This window comes from Pseudomonas sp. P39-UII1 (assembly GCF_039672635.1).
GTDB lineage: Bacteria > Pseudomonadota > Gammaproteobacteria > Pseudomonadales > Pseudomonadaceae > Aquipseudomonas.
Genome location: NZ_JBDFPP010000031.1, coordinates 19,503 through 39,013 on the forward strand (window position 1 = coordinate 19,503; position 19,511 = coordinate 39,013).

The 19,511-nt window shown below is 61.0% G+C and carries 9 protein-coding genes; 2 read left to right on the forward strand and 7 right to left on the reverse strand.

Features of this window, described 5'->3' with window-relative positions:
* Positions 1 to 53 precede the first annotated feature (53 nt).
* From ABEH27_RS23910 to ABEH27_RS23940, 7 genes are all read right to left on the reverse strand, one after another.
* Positions 54 to 1,484, reverse strand: coding sequence for a hypothetical protein (locus tag ABEH27_RS23910; RefSeq protein ID WP_346615935.1), 1,431 nt, complete (start codon positions 1,482 to 1,484; stop codon positions 54 to 56).
* Positions 1,485 to 1,709: 225 nt separating this feature from the next.
* Entirely contained in the window at positions 1,710 to 2,831 is a 1,122-nt protein-coding gene (locus tag ABEH27_RS23915) for a glycosyltransferase family 4 protein (protein WP_346615936.1), read from the reverse strand.
* A complete protein-coding gene (locus tag ABEH27_RS23920) occupies positions 2,824 to 3,864 on the reverse strand; it encodes an NAD-dependent epimerase/dehydratase family protein (protein WP_346615937.1) in 1,041 nt (346 codons plus the stop codon). The genes ABEH27_RS23915 and ABEH27_RS23920 overlap by 8 nt, the downstream gene beginning before the upstream one ends.
* An 11-nt stretch (positions 3,865 to 3,875) precedes the next feature.
* Complete coding sequence (locus ABEH27_RS23925; RefSeq protein WP_346615938.1) at positions 3,876 to 5,159, reverse strand: nucleotide sugar dehydrogenase; 1,284 nt, start codon at positions 5,157 to 5,159, stop codon at positions 3,876 to 3,878.
* A 31-nt stretch (positions 5,160 to 5,190) separates the two neighbouring features.
* On the reverse strand, positions 5,191 to 7,128 hold the full coding sequence (asnB, locus tag ABEH27_RS23930) for an asparagine synthase (glutamine-hydrolyzing) (RefSeq protein ID WP_346615939.1): 1,938 nt from the start codon (positions 7,126 to 7,128) through the stop codon (positions 5,191 to 5,193).
* Between the two features lie 17 nt (positions 7,129 to 7,145).
* The gene (locus tag ABEH27_RS23935; RefSeq protein WP_346615940.1) at positions 7,146 to 8,453 is read right to left on the reverse strand and encodes an O-antigen ligase family protein; all 1,308 of its coding nucleotides are present in this window, start codon (positions 8,451 to 8,453) and stop codon (positions 7,146 to 7,148) included.
* Between the two features lie 6 nt (positions 8,454 to 8,459).
* Positions 8,460 to 9,911 (reverse strand): oligosaccharide flippase family protein, encoded by a 1,452-nt coding sequence (locus tag ABEH27_RS23940; protein ID WP_346615941.1) that lies wholly within the window; start codon positions 9,909 to 9,911, stop codon positions 8,460 to 8,462.
* Between the two features lie 545 nt (positions 9,912 to 10,456).
* Here ABEH27_RS23940 and ABEH27_RS23945 point away from each other — a divergent pair.
* Positions 10,457 to 17,959, forward strand: coding sequence for an SDR family NAD(P)-dependent oxidoreductase (locus ABEH27_RS23945; RefSeq protein WP_346615942.1), 7,503 nt, complete (start codon positions 10,457 to 10,459; stop codon positions 17,957 to 17,959).
* Between the two features lie 9 nt (positions 17,960 to 17,968).
* Positions 17,969 to 19,324 (forward strand): aminotransferase class I/II-fold pyridoxal phosphate-dependent enzyme, encoded by a 1,356-nt coding sequence (locus ABEH27_RS23950; RefSeq protein ID WP_346615943.1) that lies wholly within the window; start codon positions 17,969 to 17,971, stop codon positions 19,322 to 19,324.
* Positions 19,325 to 19,511 lie beyond the last annotated feature (187 nt).

Here is a 19,511-nt window from a genome sequence, read left to right on the forward strand (position 1 = left end):
CAGGCTTCTGTGTTTCTACCTTGGATAGAACACAGGAAGCCTGGCTTGTTTGCTCAAGATTTTTGCTGTCGCTGCAGGAGGCGCCTGCCGATATAGCAGGCTAGAACGATCGCAGCGTAGACGAGTAAAAAGGGAATTACGCTGTAAAGCCCAGTTCGCGGTAGCAACATGATTTTCACAAATACCATCACATGTGCACCGAACACGAGTGGGTGTGTGGCGTTTACCAGTCTCGCCATTGCTGCCCCGAACGCGGCTGCTCCAACCAAGTACAGGCCTGGAACCCACAAGGTGTAGGCATGAAAGTCCGACAGCAGCGACCACCCCATGCCGAAGCCTTGTTCGTAAGCACCGCCTGTCAGCGTCGCTTTCGACAGATATTGACCAAAATACAATTGATCCAGCGGAATGGTGATGCCCTGCAATGCGGCGAGTACGGGAGTGACAGGGAAGAAACCATGAAAATAGGCGAGGGCAGGGTAGTGGTCGATTTGCGTCGCTGAGTGAATATAAAGCGCTGTCAGCCCTTGGTTGTCAATGAACCAGGTCAGGAATAGCCCCGCACTTCCACCGAAGTGAGCTGCGCGCGGGCCCAATGCTGCAAACAGTATGATACCGCCCAGCAACGCGGGAATTGCTACCAGCGCAATACGATCAATCCGCCGAATTTTGACATGAAACAACCAGACGCAGAGTAGAGCGAACCCCATGATCCCGCCGCGAATGCCCAGTAGCAGGTTGGCTGTGTAATAAGCGGCCAGCAAGCCCAAAATACTCCACCCCAGCCACCGTGTTCCAGAAGCGAAGGCTAAGCCAAGGGCCAGCAACAAACCGTACTGGGCCGCTGTACTACCACGGGTGGTAAAGTCCCCCGCACTGGTTTCGTACAGCGAAAGGTAGCCATTGCTGTGCACGGCCCGGTAAGCATCAGGGAAACTGACCATGAACGCTATGACGGATAGAGCGGCTAAGGCGATGGCAGGTATGCGCAAGCTGATCGCCCACGGTATTTGCGCCGGCTGTACTTTAGGGACGGGTGCCTTCCACAAGCTGAACATGTACCCCGCATGCATCGCGTGCAAGCAGGTCACAATATAAAGCGTCAAGCTAATGCCCTCTTGGGCCGTTAACTCGATGGAGACAAAATCGGGCCGGTGAACAGAGAAAAAGCTGCTTTCCATTCCCAGGATGCTCACGTCGAACCCCATGGCGTGGGCGACAAAACGGCCCCCGATGAAGAGTGCCGTGCATCCAAGGAACAAAATGTAGGTATGAACGAAGGTTCGGTGAACCAGTGCACCAGATAGAATCATCCAGACGAGCGAGGCTACTACGCATACTGTCGACCAGTTCTGTGCTTGCTGCAGCGTCACTGAGTCGGGGGCCATAAGCCAAAGACCAAAAAACACCGGTATGATGGCTGAAGACACAAGCGCAACGGTACGCGGATTGACCGTGGTTTGAAGCAGATTTTTGATGCGCATGCTAAAAACGATCCCTCTGAAATGGCTGAAGGCAGCGAATCCTGGGCAATCCGTTGGTATTGCATTGGTCGCGCGCTGAGGCGTACTACCTGAGAAACTTACCCGCTATATTGAAAGCGGCGAGCAGTGCTCAGTTAAGTCCGTAACCTTAGCGAGATGTCCATTCGCCTCTTGCAGGTTATGACTCTGGCTGAGCGCTGCGCCGCGAGATCGGCTTGGGTATTATTAGCTGAGTTTCATCGCTTCGAGCATCGCAGCATTCACCCGGTGAACATCATATTTATCTTCCGCCAGTGTGCGGCTGATACGGCCCATTTGCTCCCGCAGTTCGCCCGAGGCAGCCAAGCGCGCCATCGCATTGGCCAACTCGGTTGAGCTGCGCGGCGCTACCAGGAAACCATTGACTCCGTCTTCTACCGTTTCACGGCAACCTGGCGCGTCGGTTGTGATGACTGCCCGCCCACTGGACATGGCCTCGAGCACCGAGCGTGGCGTGCCTTCGCGGTATGAGGGAAGTACAAAGACGTTGCTCGCAGCGAGGTAAGGTTTTACATCGCTGACGGCGCCGTGATATTGCAACGTGCCTTCCTGAACCCAGCCAGCTACGGCTTCAGCGTTGATGCCGGAGGGGTTGGAGTCCAGAGGGCCTACCAAGTGTATGGCGGCATGAGGGTGAAGCGTCTTCAGTGTGCGTGCTGCCTCAATATACTCGATTACTCCCTTGTCCTTGAGTAACCTGCCCACGAACAAGAAGCTCGGTTCGGAAGGCAGCGGTGCAACGGGATAACTTTGCGTGTCGACTCCCGATCCGTTAACCACCCACGTAGCAAGCTTTCCGCTTATCAGCTTTTGCTCTTTAAACAGCTGTTGATCATCTGGGTTCTGGAAGAACAAGCCATGGGCGAAGCGCAGTCCTAGCGTGTACAACCCCGACGCGATACGGTTAATCAGCTTGCGCTTGAAACTCGAATCGACATCGGTGAATGCATAGCCTAATCCGGTGATAAGCGCGTAGCGCCGCCTGACACCAGCCAGTGCTGCAGCAGGCAGGCCATAGACCACCGGTTTGATGGTATAGGCGAGTACAACATCGGCCTTGATAGTGCGCAGACATTTGCTCAGCCGAAGCAAATACGCCAGATCAGCTAGGGGGTTCAGCCCGGCGCGTGCCATGGGCACTACGTGGTAATCCACACCTTTGTCGGCAAGCCGTTGACGAACGGAATCATCATCTTCGGGTGCAATGGCCACGACTTGGTGGCCATTAGCGCGCATCGCATCCAGAAGATCCCCGCGAAACCGAATCAGCGATTCGGCATGCCCGGCAATGACGGCAATCCTAGACATGCTTACCTACATGGGTAATGTAATAAGCGGCAGAATCTTGCAAGCCAGCGGCGATGCGGTGCGTCGGCGTATAGCCCAGCAACGCTTGTGCTTTACCGATGTCTGCCTGGGAGTGGCGTACGTCCGCTGCCCGAAAGTCACGGTAAACCGGGCTTACGCCTCTCAGTTCCGGTTTGTGGGTTGCGGCTAGATCACGCACGTGGGTGAACAGTTCGTTTAAGGTTGTACGGTCGCCAACAGCCACGTTGTAAACCTGATTGACAGCGCCGGTGTTCTGGGTGGTCGCGGCCAGTAGGTTGGCCTGCACAGCGTTGGCGACAAAGCAAAAATCGCGGCTTGTTTCACCGTCGCCATTGATATGAATGTCTTCGCCACGCAGCAAGGCACCGAACCATTTCGGGATAACGGCCGCATAGGCGCCGTCAGGGTCTTGGCGTGGGCCGAATACGTTGAAATATCGCAGGCCGATAGGTTGCAGGTCATAGCAGCGTGCAAACACATCCGCATACAACTCGTTGACGTACTTGGTGACAGCATAAGGCGACAGTGGTCGGCCGATCCGATCCTCCACCTTGGGCAGGTCCGGATGATCGCCGTAAGTGGAGCTGGAGGCCGCGTAGACAAAACGCTTGACGCCGGCATCGCGGCTGGCAACGAGCATGTTCAGGAAGCCATCAATGTTCGTGCTGTTGGTCCGTATCGGGTCTTCCAGAGACCGCGGAACACTGCCGAGGGCTGCTTGATGCAGCACGTAGTCGATGCCCTCAGCCAGAGCCAGCTGGCAGTCTTCCAGTTTGCGAATATCGCCTTTTACGAATTTGAACTGTGCCCAAGCGCTCGCCGGCACGGCTTGCTGTACCAGGTCGAGGTTTTTCTGGTGGCCTGTCTCAAAGTTGTCCAGACCGATCACTCGCTGATTAAGGCGTAGAAGTGTTTCCAGCAGGTTCGATCCAATAAAGCCAGCCACGCCCGTGATCAGCCAGGTACGCGGCGCAACTGACAGCTCGCCGCGCAGTGTTTCGTAAGCGTTCATGCCTTTCTCCATTACAAGCGCCAGAACCTTGAGCCGGCTTTTTCCAGGGCCGGACCGTCGCAGACCCCTTTTACATCAATGACGACCGGATTGCTGTGCATCAGGTTCAAGTATTGCTCCGCAGACCACCGAGCATAGGTGTCGTGAGCCACGGCTACGACTACTGCCGCTGCGGGCTGAAGCTGGTCGAGCGGCAACAGCGAAACGCCATATTCGTGCTGCGCTTCTTCCGGTGCAGCCTCAGGGTCGAACACCTGAACCTTGACGCCAAAATCCTCAAGCTCACGAATGATGTCGATGACTCTTGAGTTGCGCAGGTCTGGGCAATTCTCTTTGAAGGTCAAACCCAGCACTGTGACAACTGCGCCTGCGATGGGGTGACCGGCATGGATCATCTGTTTAATCGTCTGCTGGGCAATGAAGGCGCCCATGCTGTCGTTGATCCGGCGGCCGGCCAGGATGACCTGAGGGATGTACCCGAGTTTCTCAGCCTTGTGCGTCAGGTAATAAGGGTCGACGCCGATGCAGTGCCCGCCGACCAGCCCCGGTTTGAATTTGAGGAAGTTCCATTTCGTGCCGGCTGCTTCGAGTACGTCGAGGGTGTCTATGCCCATGCGATCGAAAATAAGCGCGAGTTCGTTCATGAGCGCGATATTCAGGTCGCGCTGGGTGTTTTCGATAACTTTGGCGGCTTCGGCTACTTTGATGGAGGCAGCCTTGTGGACGCCCGCCGTGACCACGGAGGCGTAGACATCGGCAACTATTTCAAGTGTCCTCTCGTCTTGGCCGGACACCACTTTTTTAATTTTGGTGAAGGTGTGTTCCTTGTCACCCGGGTTGATACGTTCAGGGCTGTAGCCAACGGTAAAGTCTGCGCCGCACTTGAGTCCAGAAAGGCGCTCGAGAATAGGCACGCATATCTCTTCCGTCACGCCCGGGTATACGGTGGACTCATAGACGACGATGTCGCCCTTTTTCAGCGCCTTGGCAACAGTTTCAGATGCCTTCACCACCGGTGTCAGGTCGGGTTGGTGTGCATCATCGATAGGTGTCGGTACCGCGACGATATGGAAATCTGCCTTGGCCAAGATCTCGGTCTTGCTGGTGAACTCGATCTGCGTCTGTGACAGTTCTTCGCGTGTGACTTCGTTGGTGCGGTCCTGGCCAGCTCGAAGCTCCTGCAGGCGGCCTTCATTGATATCGAAGCCGATCACCGCCCCGTGCCTGCCGAAGGCCACTGCCACCGGTAGTCCCACATAACCCAGCCCGACCACGGATATCTTTCTTGGATACATCGACATACCTCAAAGTAGTGACTGCTTATATTCAGATGGCTCGTTTTTTGTCGAGCCAAGCTTGGAACATCAGTACCGGCCATAGTTGTTGCTGATAGTTGCCTTGCCCGCGCAGATGTTTTTCCCAAACCGCGCGGATAGCGCCAGGTTTGAAATAACCTTCTTTTGCAAGACGCTGAGGGTCAAGCAATGACTCAGCCCAGTCGCGCAGCGGGCCACGCAACCAGTCGTGAAGCGGAATACCGAAACCCATTTTTGGGCGTTCGATGAGTTCGCGGGGAACATAGCGATAAAGTAGCTCCCGCAGAATCCACTTGGTATTACCGTTGCGGATTTTCAGCGACATGGGCAACGTCGAGGCGAACTCCACGATACGGTGGTCCAAGAACGGTACTCGGGTTTCCAGGCTTACGGCCATGGCGGCACGATCGACCTTGGCTAAGATATCGTCTGGCAGATAGGTTAATGAGTCCTGTCGCATCATCCATGCGGCGAAATCGCTACTGCCAACGGACGGAAACTCCGGCAAGCTGGCTCCAATGACTACGTCGGCTGCGTTCTGCCATTGCGACACCACATGGTCGTACATCTGGCTAGATGTATCGTGGCGCATCACCCCTGCGAGCTTGTGCAGCTTTTCACCTGGCAAGCGCACACGCAGTGCTGCCGGTGTGATTGGCCCCAGGCCATTGGCTATAGAATCCCAGCGGTCGGGGGAGGCCGATTCGATCATCCGCGCGGCGAGTTTGCGTGCCGGGCTTGGGAGGCCACCCAGTTTTTGCCACACCTTGGGCAGATACTGGTAACGGTTGTAGCCACCGAATAGCTCGTCCCCAGCGTCACCGGACAGGCTCACTGTCACATGGCTGCGCGCCATTTGCGATACGAGGTAGGTGGGAATCTGTGAGGAATCAGCGAAGGGCTCGCCGTAAATCTCAGGCAGTTTTGGTACCACATTCAGTGCATCAGTACCCGTTACGTAAAGCTCGGTGTGGTCTGTACCAAGATGGCGAGCAACTGCTTTGGCGTGTTCCGCTTCGTTATAGCCCGGGTTATCGAAACCGATGGTAAACGTCTTGACCTTCTGCTCCGACAGCGACTGCATCAGGCTGACGATCAATGTCGAGTCGATGCCGCCGGATAGAAACGCCCCTAATGGCACGTCCGCGACCATCTGTTCACTGATTGTGGTGCGCAGCAGCGAATGGAGCTTCTCGATTGCTTCGTCATCCGAGCAAGTTTCGCGTGAGCTGGCATCGACATTTGGCATTTCCCAGTAATGCTGGGGCGTGCCGGTCATGCCGTCGGCCAGTGCCGCACGGTCAAGTGTCAGCCATGTGCCTGGGGGCAGTTTGTGAATGCCTTGGTAAATGGATTGGGGCGCCGGAACATATGCATATTTCAGTAGCAGGGCCAGGCTGTCACGGGAGACGGCCGCATCGAAGCCAGGATGGGCTTCGAGCGCTTGCAGTTCCGAAGCAAATAGCAGTGCGCCGTTCTGAAAGCCGTAATACAGGGGCTTTTCGCCAATTCGGTCGCGGGCCAGCGTCAGTGTTTCACTGTTGCGGTCCCATAAGGCCAAGGCAAACATGCCAACCAATCGGCGCAGCGTTTGCTGAATCCCCCAGCGCTCAAAAGCTGCCAACATGACCTCGGTGTCCGAGTGGCCACGCCAGGGGAGTGGCCCCGAGGCCTCAAGCTCATTGCGTAATGTCCGAAAGTTGTAGATCTCACCGTTGAAAACCATGACATAGCGATCACTGGCTGAAGCCATGGGCTGGTGGCCTGCCGAGCTCAGATCGACGATCGATAGCCGGCGGTGGCCAAGAAACAACCCGGCGCCATTATCCCAGGCGCCCGCGTCATCCGGGCCGCGGTGGATAATGGCGTCAGTCATGCGGGCCAGCGCGGTGAGCCCGTCATACCTACCTTGGCTGTTTGGGTGCCAAAACCCTGCAATACCGCACATAGCACAATCCTTGGTGATCAGTTGGGTTGAGGTTTCTCTCGCAAGGCAGTGAAGATGCCTTGTTTGACAGCAAGGGCGCAGATGATCATGTAGAGGCTGAATACGGGTTGTCGGAGCATGAAGTGAGCCCCCGAAAAAATCAGCAGCACGACAAGAACTGTCAACGAAAAAGGGTCCCGAGCTTGACAGGCCTTGAACATCAACCACAGGTAAAGCGCAGCGAATAGTAGCACGCCGACTATGCCAGCTTGAGTCAGTATGTCGAAGCCCAGGTTGTGAGCTTCTTCCTTTTTTGCCGGGTCATCCAGATAAGAAAATGCCCCTGGGCCATGCCCAATGAGTGGGGACTGCAGCCACACCTCGTAGGAATGGATCCACAGCGTTTTGCGTACACCGCTTTTGTTCTGATCAAAACCCACACCCATTACAGAGTCGGATTTCCCTGGCGCGAACGTACGACCGCTGGTTTGTGAGGGCTTCTCGCCAAACAGCGAGCTGACGGCGCCTACGACAACCGCTTCGGTCTTGGCCAGATGCTCGCGCCCAGGTCCGTCGATCATGAATTTGAAGGCCCCAAAAGCCAACACAAACGCAGCAAGGGTAGTGGCGAACAGTTTCCAGTTGAAGGGTTTGATCCAGGCCCACGCTACAGCGGTGAGCACCGGCAAGCCGATGATCCAGGCCAGCAGCAGCGCATCGCTGCGCACACTGATGCCCAGAAAGAAGAACGCCCACAGCAGCCCGAAATAGCGAAGCCAGTGTAGGCCCTGCCACTTCGTGTTTCGGTAGACGGCCAGCAGCCAGAATGGAACAGGCAGCAACAGTAGGGCGAGCTGGTTAGGGTTGGTCGACCATGCGGACAAGCGAGAAGGGTACTCGGTGTTAATGCCGAACAGCGCTGCCAGGTCGGTGGAGTCGGTCAGAAAACACAAAAATGGTATGAAAAGCATAATCCCCGGTATGATCGACAGCGCTTTGATGAAGCTGATGAACTGCTGTTTTGACACCTGCTCCAGGCAGGCGAGTGCCATAAGTGAGAAGCACCCAGCGTACAAATAGGCGGCAGCGGTATGCAGGGAGCTGGCCCCTTTGAGTGTTCCGACCGCCATGGCCACTGCGACAGTGGCAATAAAACTCATCCAGAACAGCATGATGGGATGCTGAATGTAAAGCATGGCTTTTCTATAACGCAGGGCCCAAATAAAGGCCAGTATGACTGCGACTTCCCCTATGCCTATGGGCATGCTGCCAAATCGCAGTGCTGTTGCAACCGACGCGAAAACTATCAGTGCAGCGCCGATAACAACGAAGTTCATCTTGCTCATTCCATCTCACCTGACAACACGCAACCGCATCGCCAGAAGCGCGAGGCAGCTCATTGATACCGCCAGCAGGAGCAGTGCTGTCAGCACCGCCGCCATACCGTTATTTGATGATGCAGCCATCACGCCGATGCCGACGCCGAGCCAAGGTAGCAGCCCCACCAGAGACTTGAACCATGCTGACTTCAGCAGTGCCCCGTTGCGGATGTCCACAATGGCTACGGCGAGGAATTGAGAGGCAAACCAGGCCAAACCGATTTCACGTGTTCCTTCACCTTGGAATGCAAACAACGTGACCGCTCCCACTGCCAGTGATAACAGATTGATCAGCAAGGCGGTGCCAGCGTCTTTTTGAGCCTGAAGAAACTCGTAACCCAGGCGTACGTGCCCCGACATGCAGATGCCTGACAGCAACCCTGCGGCGAATGGAGCTGCGGCCTGCAAGGGCGGAAACCACTGCGACAGAAAGGGGTACACAATCAGCCCAATCAGCGTGAGGACCGCGTATGCAAGTGCACTACCCAGGTTGATTTTGGCGATCATGCCTTGCAGCCATGTCCGCTGTCGCTCATCGGCCAACCACTGACAGATCCTGGGGTAGACAAGTACCGGATAGAGTGTGGCAACAAACCAGATCTTGTTCAGTACGTCATAAACGGATCGGTACTTGCCCAGTGTCTCAGCACCATAGGCGTGGCTGATATAGATAGAAATGAACTCGGTGCTGAGCACTTGTAAAAGAGCAACGCCCACGATCGGCGCCGCCTGCCGGAAGAGCTTGGCTACGTAGTTCCACGCCACCCCACCTGCCGGCTCGGCCCCCTGCCTGCGCCAGAACAGCCAGAGGATGAGGTAGTCGGGGATCTTGCGCAGAAGAATAGCGGCAAGTACCCACTCGATTTGCTGCGTGGCCGCGGCGACGATAGCCACTGTAAAAAAACGACTCAACTGGATGGATAATTGATATTGCGCGTAGGTGAAGTGCCTGGCATTCAGTACATTGAGCATCTGAAAATACTGGCCAGGCAATGCGAGCACGTATTCGATCAGCGCTGCAGCGCCAATCCAGTAAGCCAAGTCCAGCCGGTCGGTGCGCAAAGGGAATAATAGTGAAATGCCCTGCGCAAGCATTGGGGTCGCTAGAAGCAGCACTACACCGGTTGTGAGGTAAGCTGTTCGGGATGAGCTGATGAGTTGGCCACGCTGTTGGTCATTTGCCGAAAAAACGCTGCTGACCACCGACTTAGATAGCGCGGAGTCCAAAAACAGTAATGTACTCGATAAAACAATATAAACGGAATAAAATCCGTAGCCATCAAATCCGATAAAATAGACAACAATCGGAATAATGAGAATATTCAGAACGAAATTAAGACCGTTGACAGAGTAAAGTGCCAGGGATTTCTTTAACCAATTATTCAACTTTATCTCCCTATGCCGATTATCTTCGGTCTTGGCCATCCGTTTGCCCGTATGGATCGGCTCTACCGCACAATCTATTTTTCTTATGGTTCGGCACGCGCAGCACCCGCTCAGACCCCGTTAATGATTAATCGCTGGCGGTCGCCAGTCGCCTGGGCTGGAGGCGAGCAATAATACTGGATAGGGCGACCCTGACAAGGGTGTTAAATGGCCTGACTGGTACAGGGCGGCACCAAAAAGCGTTTGGCGACAGCCTCCATCTGCAAAGGTGGAGAGGGGTAGTTGCAACGCTGAGGTATCCTGGCGGCGCCAATGGCAAGGGGGCAATGCCTGGCACCGCACGCCCCAGTCGCCACCGCAGCCTTTTCCCACCCCCCCAACCCGCGTATCATCCCGTCACAAAATCTGAACCCACCCCACGCCCCCCTCTCGACCCAGTGTCCAGCCCCCCAGCGTGCAAAGCAGCTTCAGATACCACACGATCATCAGCGACACACAACGACCAGCCAGAATCATGGCAAGGCCAGGCATGCCGGCTGTCCGCAGGATGGGACGGTGCCCGATGAGTTTTAAAGGAATGGGTTTTGATTAAGCGTAGACAGGTTGCAATCGTTGGTTGTTCGTACCGTTTCCCCGGCTCTACTACTGCAAGCTTCTGGCAGAACCTGATGGAAGGGCGTGACCTGGTCACCCAGGTTGACGCGTCGCGTTGGGAGAAGGCCGAGTTCCTGCACCCGGACAAGGCCAACCCTGCCACCAGCTACACCTTTGCCTCTGGCACGCTGGGCGATGTCAGTGCGTTCGATGCGGGGTTCTTCAATATCTCCCCGCGTGAGGCAGGGATGATGGACCCGCAGCAGCGCATGCTGCTGGAAATGTGCTGGGAAACCTTCGAGAACGCTGGCGTCAAGCCGTCGAGCCTGCGTGGCAGCAACTGTGGTGTGTACCTGGGTATCGCCGCGGTCGAGCAAGCCTACCGCCTGGTCGATGACATGGCCTCGATCGATGGCGCCACCGCCACCGGCAACACCATGAGCATCGCTGCCAACCGGCTGTCGTTCTTCTACGACCTGCGTGGCCCGAGCATGGCCATCGACACCGCCTGTTCGTCTTCGCTGGTGGCCTTCCACCAGGCCTGCCAGGCGATCATCAGCGGCGATGTGGACCAGGCGGTAACGGGCGGCATCAGCCTGCACATGCACCCATTCGGCTTCATGATCTTCTCCAAGGCCACCATGCTTTCGCGCACCGGGCGTTGCCAGTCGTTCGACGAGAACGGCGATGGCTACGCGCGCTCCGAAGGGGGTGGCCTGTTCCTGCTCAAGGACTATGACCAGGCCGTGGCCGATGGCAACACCATCCTCGCGGTGGTCGCGGCCAGTGCGGTGAATACCGATGGGCGCAAGTCCAGCCTCACCCTGCCTAACGCCGAAGCCCAGGCGGCGCTGCTCAAGCAGGCCTACGCCAAGGCCGGCATCGCCCCCGAGCAACTGGACTACCTGGAAGCCCACGGCACCGGTACCTCGGTGGGTGACCCAATCGAGACCCGCGCCATCGGCGAGGCACTGGGGCAGGCGCGTGGCGCCGGCAACCCGCTGCCGATCGGCTCGGTCAAGAGCAACCTCGGCCACCTGGAGGCCGCTTCCGGCGTCGCCGGCCTGATGAAGGCCCTGAACTGTCTGGCCGAACGCACCGTGCCGGCGACCATCGGGGTCAAGGCGCTCAACCCGAACATCCCCTTCGGCGACCTCAACCTGCAGGTGGTCACCGAACCGCTGGCGCTCAAGCGCGAAGGCCAGTTGACCGTTGGCGTCAACTCGTTTGGCTTTGGCGGCGCCAACGCCCACGTCATTCTGCAAAGCCCGCAGCCTGTGCAAGCCGCAGCCGAAAAAACCACGGCCGCACGGGTGCCGCTGCTGCTCAGCGCCAAGACCGAGCAGGGCTTGCGCGCCACCGCCGAGCGTTTTGCCGCCTACCTGGCCGAGCATGGCGACGCCGATTACTACGATGTCGCCTACCAGGCGATGTTCCGCCGCGATGCCCACGCCCACCGCCTGCTGTTGGTTTGCGACAACGCCGCTGAGGCTGCCCAGGCACTGGACGATTACGCACAGGACCCAACCCTCAGCGAGCTTAGCGCCGTGCTCGAAGCCGGCCAGGCGCTGGAGGCGGCCAGTGGCCCGGTGTTCGTCTATTCCGGCAACGGGTCGCAGTGGCAGGGCATGGGCCGGGCGATGCTCGACCAGCCGCTGTTCGCCGCTGCCATCGATGAAGTAGACACGCTGTTCCAGCCGCTGGCAGGCTACTCGCTGCGTGCCGAGCTGCTGGGCGACAACGGCGAAGGCCGCTACGCACGTACCGAAATCGCCCAGCCGGCGCTGTTCGCCCTGCAAGTGGCGGTTACCCGTGTGCTGGCTGCCGAAGGCATTCGCCCACTGGCGGTGATCGGCCACAGCGTGGGCGAAGTGGCTGCGGCCTGGGCCAGCGGCGCGCTGAGCCTGGAGGATGCCACCCAGGTCATTTTCCACCGCAGCCGCCTGCAAGGCCTGACCCAGGGAACCGGCCAGATGACCGCCGTCGGCCTCTCGGGCGAAGCCACCGCAGCATTGATTGCCGAGCTGAAGCTGGAAGGCCGCGTGGTGGTCGCCGGCGAAAACAGCGCCCGTGGTGCCACCGTTGCCGGTGAGGTCGATGCGCTGGCCGTGCTGGAACACACCCTGGCCGAGCGCCAAGTGTTCGCCCGCCGCCTGGACCTGGACTACGCCTTCCACTCGCCGGCGATGAACCCCATCGAACAGGCGGTGGTCGCCGACCTGGCGCACATCCGCCCGCGTGCCACGCACACCCCGTTCTATTCCACCGTGGTCGGCGGCGAGCTGGCCGGCGAGCGCCTGAACAGCGAGTACTGGTGGCAGAACATCCGCTTCCCGGTGCTGTTCCAGGGCGCGCTGGACACCCTGGTGCGCAGCGGCCTGAACCTGTTCGTCGAGGTCGGCCCGCACCCGATCCTGCGCAGCTACGTGACCGATGTACTGGCCCAGTGCGAGCAGGCGGGCGAGGTGGTCGCCACCCTCAAGCGCAACGACCCGAGCCCGCAGCTGCTTGAGCGCTGCGTCGCGCGCCTGCTGCTTGCCGGTGTCGAGCCGCAGTGGCCCGCGCGCTTCCCGGTCACTGGTCGCCCGGTCAACCTGCCCACTTACGCCTGGCAGCGTGATCACTTCCAGTTGCCGGTCAGCGCCGAATCCTTTGGCACGCTGAGCCGTGAGCGCGTTCACCCGTTGCTCGGCTACCCGCTGGTGGACCAGGCACTGACCTGGGAAAACCGCCTGGATACCCAACTGTTCCCGACCCTGGGTGACCACAAGGTTGGCGAATCCGTGCTGTTCCCGGGCGCTGGTTTTACCGAGCTGGCGCTGGCCGTGGCGCAACTGCACCAGCCGGGCGAGTTCGTCGACATCGAAGAGCTGGAAATCCACAACCCGTTGCTGCTGAGCAGCGAGGGCAGCAAGAAGGTCCGCGTACAGGTCGAAGAGGCCGACGGCACCCTGCGCATCACCTCGCGTTCCCTGGCCCAGCGTGAAGACTGGGTGCAGCACGTGGTGGCGCGCCTGCCGGGCGAAGCCTGCGGTGTGCTGCTGGGCGGTCGCGCACCGGCGCTGCCGCAGCGCCCGGCCGACTTCAGCGCCGAGCAGCACCTGGCCCTGACCTGCGCCGTCGGCCTGAACTACGGCCCGGCCTACCAGGCCGTGGCGGCCGCCTGGGTCGAGGGTCAGCGGGTGCTGGCGCAACTCACCGTGCCTGCGGGCATCGAAGCCGAGCTGGCCGGCCTGCATGTACACCCGGCGTTGCTCGACGGGGCCTTCCAGCTGATTACCGAGCTGCTGGCCAGCCGCCCGTGGCGCAACAACGGCCTGGCGTTCATCCCGGTCAAACTGGGCCGTATCGCCTTCACCAAGGCCGGCGGCGTGCCGGTGCTGGCCGAAGTGCGTCAGCTCAAGCGCACCGAGCATTCCTTGCTGGTGGATGTGACCTTGTTCGACGGCAACGGCGACGCCGTGCTGGCCATCAAGGAAGCCCGCCTGCGTGCCGTGCGCCTGCAGTACGACCGCAGCGGCGAAATCAAGCGCCTGGGCCATGTCGGCCTGGCGGCACCGGGGGCGGTAGTGCCGCTGGCGCGTCATGCGGTGGCCGCAACACCGTTGGCTGACGCCCTGAGCAGCCTGGCGGATGAGCCGGCGCAGGTGCGCTACCTGAACGAGGTCGAGCCGCTGCTCGACGTGCTGTGCGCAAGTTTTGTGCTCGACCTGGTCGAGCAGGCCGGTGGCCGCCTGAGCGCCGAGCAGGTGGCGCTGTGGTCGCAGGGGCAGGGCGATTTCCTTGCCGCCTTGCTGCGCCATGCCGAACACGATGGCAGCCTGCGGCGCAGCGCCGATGGCAGCTGGTTGCTGGCCGACGCTGGCGAGCGCCCGTCGTCCGAAGCCATCTGGCAGGAGCTGTTCCAGAGCTACCCGGAATACTTCCAGATCATCCATTCGGTGGGCCGTATCGGCCGCCACCTGGCGGCGCTGCTGGATACCAGCCAGGCGCTCGAAAACCTGCTGCCACGGGAAACCAGCGGTGCCAGCCTGGCCCGCCTGGTGCTCGGTGCAGCCGGCCAGCAGCGCGTGCTGGCCGGCATTGGCCAGGCCTTGGCTGCGCGCCTGGCGCAACTGCCGGCCGGGCAGCGCCTGCGGGTGCTGGAGTTCGGCTTTGGCGGCGCATCGTTTGCCGAGCTGCTGTATGCCGGGCTCGATTTCGACCGTATCGATTACCTGTATTGCGTAGCCGAACCGGACCTGGAGCAACGCCTGCGCGACGATTGCCCGGCGCTGAACGTGCTCGGCCATGAGCAACTGGCCGAGGCTGGCAGCTTCGACTGGGTGCTGGTGCCGACCGACCTCAGCGCCTTGGCCGCCGTGGGCGATGCCCTGCGCCAGGCCAGCGCGCAACTCAACCCGCATGGCCAGCTGGCGCTGCTGGGGCAGTACCCGGCACGTTGGGCCGACTTCGTCTTCGGTGCCCAGGCTGACTGGTGGCTGGCAGGCCCGGAGCAGGCGCTGTCGCGTCAGCAGGGCCCGGCGTTCTGGAGCCACGAGCTGCAACGCCACGGCCTGACCGGGTTGCGAACCCTCGACGCACTGCCGGGCAATGCCTGCGGTAGCTACCTGCTGCTGGCCGACAAGCCGGCCCATGCCGCGCAGGTTGCAGCCCCCGTGGCTGTACAGCGTTGGGCGCTGCTGGCCGAAGCCGGGCAGGGCGCTGCAGAGCGCCTGGCCGCGCAGTTGCGCGAGCAGGGCCAGCAGGTCAGCCTGCTGCTGCCGGGTGATGCCCAGGCGCTCGCCGCCCAGCTGGCTGCACTCGACCAGGCACCCGAACACATCGCGCACCTGGCCGGTTTCGACAGCACTGCCGGCCTCGATGGCCAAGCCCAGCGTTGCCTGCAGGCTGCCGCGCTGGTGCAGGCCTGCGAATCACTGGCTATCGCCCCACAGTGCTGGCTGTTCAGCCGTGGCGCTGCCCAGCACCTGTACGCTGCCGACAGCGCTGCCGATGTCGACGCGATCGCCGACGCCGCCTTCTGGGGCTTCGGCCGTACCCTGGCCAACGAGTCGGCCAGCTGCCGCATTCGCTTGCTCGACCTGGCCCACAACGCACCCGTCGAGCTGGCGCTGCCGGCACTGCTGAACGCCGATGGCGAAACCGAGCTTGCCCTCGACGCCGAGGGCCGCCGCTTCGTGCCACGCCTGCGTGTGCTGGGCGATGCCAAGGCAGCCCGTGCTTCCGACGCACAGTGGGTGTGCCTGGGCTTCGACCTGCCCGGCCAGCTGCGCAACCTGCGCTGGGAAGTGCGCGAGCCGCGCCAGCCTGCCCCCGACGAGCTGGACATCGCGGTGCGCGCCACCGGCCTCAACTTCCGCGACGTGATGTTCGCCCTCGGCTTGCTGTCCGATGAAGCCATCGAGAACGGTTTCTCCGGCCCCACCCTGGGCTTCGAGTTTGCAGGCGTGGTACAGGGCAAAGGCGCTGAAGTGCTTGGCGACCTCGCCCCGGGCGATCGCGTGGTCGGCTTCGGCCCGTGCAGTTTCGCCAACCGCCTGGTGACCAATGCCAACGCCGTGGCGCGCATCCCTGAAGGCATGTCGTTCGAAGCAGCCGCTACTATTCCGAGTACCTTCTTCACCGTGTACTACGCGCTGCATCACCTGGCGCGTCTGGAGCCGGGCGAGAAGGTGCTGATCCACGGCGCCGCCGGCGGCGTCGGCATCGCCGCCATCCAGGTCGCCAAATGGCTGGGGGCGGAGATCCACGCCACCGCCGGCAGCGACGAGAAGCGCGACTTCCTGCGCCTGCTGGGCGTGCACCACGTCTACGACTCGCGTTCGCTGGCCTATGCCGACCAGGTGCTGGCGGCGACCGGTGGGCGGGGTGTCGACGTGGTGCTCAACTCGCTGGCTGGTGAGGCGATCAACCGCAACTTCCGTGTGCTCAAGCCATTCGGGCGCTTCCTCGAACTGGGCAAGCGCGACTTCTACCAGAACACCCGCATCGGCCTGCGCCCGTTCCGCAACAACATCAGCTACTTCGGCATCGACGCCGACCAGCTGATGAGCGAACGCCCGCAACTGACGCGCCGGCTGTTCGGCGAAATGATGGCGCTGTTCGAGCAGGGCATCCTGCACCCGTTGCCGTTCCGCGAGTTCGACGCCAACCAGGTGGTCGAAGCCTACCGCTACATGCAGCAGGCACGGCAGATCGGCAAGGTGGTCGTTACCTACGGCAACCCCATCGAGCAAACCGTCGACACCCGTGAACAGCCGCAGCGTGCGCTGCAGCTGGCGGCAGATGCCACCTACCTGGTCACCGGCGGCCTCGGCGGTTTCGGCCTGCGTACCGCGCAGTGGCTGATCGACAAGGGCGCCCGTCACCTGGTGCTGCTGGGCCGCCGTGGCCCGGCCAGCACCGAGGCGCAGCCGCAGCTGGCGCTGTGGCATGCCCAAGGCCTCGATGTGCAGGCCGTGGCCTGTAACATCACCGATGCAGCCCAACTGCGCGGCGTGTTCGAACGCATTGCCGCCAGCCCGTGGCCGCTGCGTGGCCTGGTGCATGCCGCGACGGTGATTGACGACAGCCTGATCCGCAACCTCGACGGCGAGCAGATGCAACGTGTGCTGGAGCCCAAGGCCAAAGGTGCCCAGTACTTGCACGCGCTGACGCAAGGGCTGGCGCTGGACTTCTTCGTGATGTTCTCGTCCGCCACCACCCTGTTCGGCAACCCTGGCCAGGCCAACTACGTGGCTGCCAACCACTGGCTCGAAGCGCTGGCACGCCACCGTCATGCCCAGGGCCTGGCGGCAACGGCTGTGCTGTGGGGGGCGATCGACGACGTAGGTTTCCTTGCCCGCAACAGCCAGATCAAGGATGCCCTGCAAAGCCGCATGGGCGGCGCCGCATTGCGTGCAGATGCTGCCCTGGCGCAGCTTGAAGCCATGCTGCTCGATGGCGACAGCGGGCAGGGTGTGCTGGAGCTCGACTTCAAGGCGCTGGCGCGCTTCCTGCCGAGCGCCAACACCCCACGTTTCATCGAACTGGCCCGTGCCCACGGCGGCGATCAGGACGACGACAACGACGGTGAGGACATCCAGCGCATGCTCGCCGAGCTGGACGACACCGCGTTGCTGGAGCGTTTCGTCGAGATGCTCAAGCACGAGGTGTGCGAAATCCTGCGCCTGCCGCCTGCGCGCCTGGACACCCAGCGCCCGCTGCAGGAGCTGGGCCTGGACTCGTTGATGAGTGTGGAGCTGGTGGTCGCCCTGGAGGAGCGCTTCGGCATTCGCCTGCCGGTGATGGAGCTCAGCGAGAGCTCCAGTATCGATAAGCTCAGCGTGCGCCTGCTTGAACTGTTGCGTGGTGAAGCCGGCAATGGTGAAGAGCAGCTGGCGCAGAGCGTGCTGGCCCGACACGGCAGCGAACTTAGCGCCGAGCAGGTGGCTGAGCTGAATGCCGAGCTGGCCGATGCCAGCGTGGCGCCCAACCGTCTGATTGATTAAGAGCCAGAGATGACTGCCAAAACCCCTACCGGCCTTGCTGGCGACACCAAGCAACGCCTGATCCAGCAAGCGCTGGCGCGCCGCAACAACAACGGCACCGGGCAGGAGGCGCAAAGCGCTACCCTGGAGCAGGCGCAGCAGGCTGCACTGAAGGTGCCCGAAGCGTTCTACCGCTTCGACCAGCACCCCGGTTACCAGCAGCTGCGCGTGATGCAGCAAGGTGCTGCGCGGCTGGGGTTGAGCAACCCGTTCTTCCGCCTGCACCAAGGCACCGCCGGCGCGCACACCTGCATCGGCGAGCGTGAGTACCTGAACTTCGCCAGCTACAACTACCTGGGTTACTCCGGCCACCCGCGCGTGGCCGAAGCGGCCAAGGCCGCCATCGACCGCTACGGCACCTCGGTGTCGGCCAGCCGCCCGGTATCGGGTGACCGCCCGCTGCACCGCGAGCTGGAGCGTGAGCTGGCCAAGCTGTATGACGTGGATGACGCGGTGGTGATGGTCAGCGGCCATGCCACCAACGTCACCACCATCGGCTACCTGTTCGGCCCGCGCGACCTGGTGGTGCATGACGAGCTGATCCACAACAGCGTGCTGCAAGGCATCCAGCTGTCCGGCGCACGCCGGCTGAGCTTTGCCCACAACGACTGGCAGGCGCTCGACCGCCTGCTGGGCGAGCAGCGCCAGCATTTCGAGCGCGTGTTGGTGGTGGTCGAAGGCATTTACAGCATGGATGGCGACTACCCCGAACTGCCGCGTTTCGTCGAGCTCAAGCACAAGCACAAAGTGTTTTTGATGGTCGACGAAGCGCACTCGCTGGGGGTGATGGGTGCAACCGGCAAGGGTATCCGCGAGCACTTCGGGCTGGCGGGTGATGCTGTCGATATCTGGATGGGCACGTTGAGCAAAACCTTGTCCAGCTGCGGCGGTTACATCGCTGGCAGCACGGCGTTGATCGAACACCTCAAGTTCCTCGCGCCCGGCTTCCTGTACAGCGTCGGCATGCCCCCGGCGGTCACGGCGTCAGCCCTGGCGGCGCTGCAGCTGCTGGCCGAAGACCGTGAGCGGGTTGCCCAGGTGCAGGCACGTGGCGAACTGTTCCTGCGCCTGGCGCGTGAGGCTGGGCTGGACACCGCGACCAGCACCGGGCTGGCGGTGATTCCGGTGATCACCGGCAGTTCGTTCAAGGCCGGGCGGTTGTCCAGTGCGTTGTTCGATAGGGGCATCAATGCCCAGCCGATCCTGTACCCGGCGGTGCCGGAGCAGTCGGCGCGGGTGCGGTTTTTTGTGTCTTGCGAGCATAGCGAAGAGCAGATTCGGCATACCGTGGCGGTGGTGGCCGAAGAGATGGCGCGGCTGGGGTGAGCAGGGCCGGCCTCTTCGCGGGGCAAGCCCGCTCCCACAGAGTTTGCGGCGGGCTTGCGGGCTTTGTTGTCTGTGCGACAGCGCAGCCCGAAGGGCTGGGTAATCTCCCACCGATACTCCGCCGCCTTCAAGGTGAGCGGCATACCTGTGGGAGCGGGCTTGCCCCGCGAAGAGGCCGGTGAAGTCA

Coding starts and splice junctions, on each gene's coding strand:
- asnB (WP_346615939.1), bottom strand. CDS start 7,128: ATGTGCGGTATTGCAGGGTTTTGGCACCCAAACAGCCAAGGTAGGTAT.
- ABEH27_RS23915 (WP_346615936.1), bottom strand. CDS start 2,831: ATGTCTAGGATTGCCGTCATTGCCGGGCATGCCGAATCGCTGATTCGG.
- ABEH27_RS23935 (WP_346615940.1), bottom strand. CDS start 8,453: ATGAGCAAGATGAACTTCGTTGTTATCGGCGCTGCACTGATAGTTTTC.
- ABEH27_RS23950 (WP_346615943.1), top strand. CDS start 17,969: ATGACTGCCAAAACCCCTACCGGCCTTGCTGGCGACACCAAGCAACGC.
- ABEH27_RS23920 (WP_346615937.1), bottom strand. CDS start 3,864: ATGAACGCTTACGAAACACTGCGCGGCGAGCTGTCAGTTGCGCCGCGT.
- ABEH27_RS23925 (WP_346615938.1), bottom strand. CDS start 5,159: ATGTATCCAAGAAAGATATCCGTGGTCGGGCTGGGTTATGTGGGACTA.
- ABEH27_RS23940 (WP_346615941.1), bottom strand. CDS start 9,911: ATGGCCAAGACCGAAGATAATCGGCATAGGGAGATAAAGTTGAATAAT.
- ABEH27_RS23910 (WP_346615935.1), bottom strand. CDS start 1,484: ATGCGCATCAAAAATCTGCTTCAAACCACGGTCAATCCGCGTACCGTT.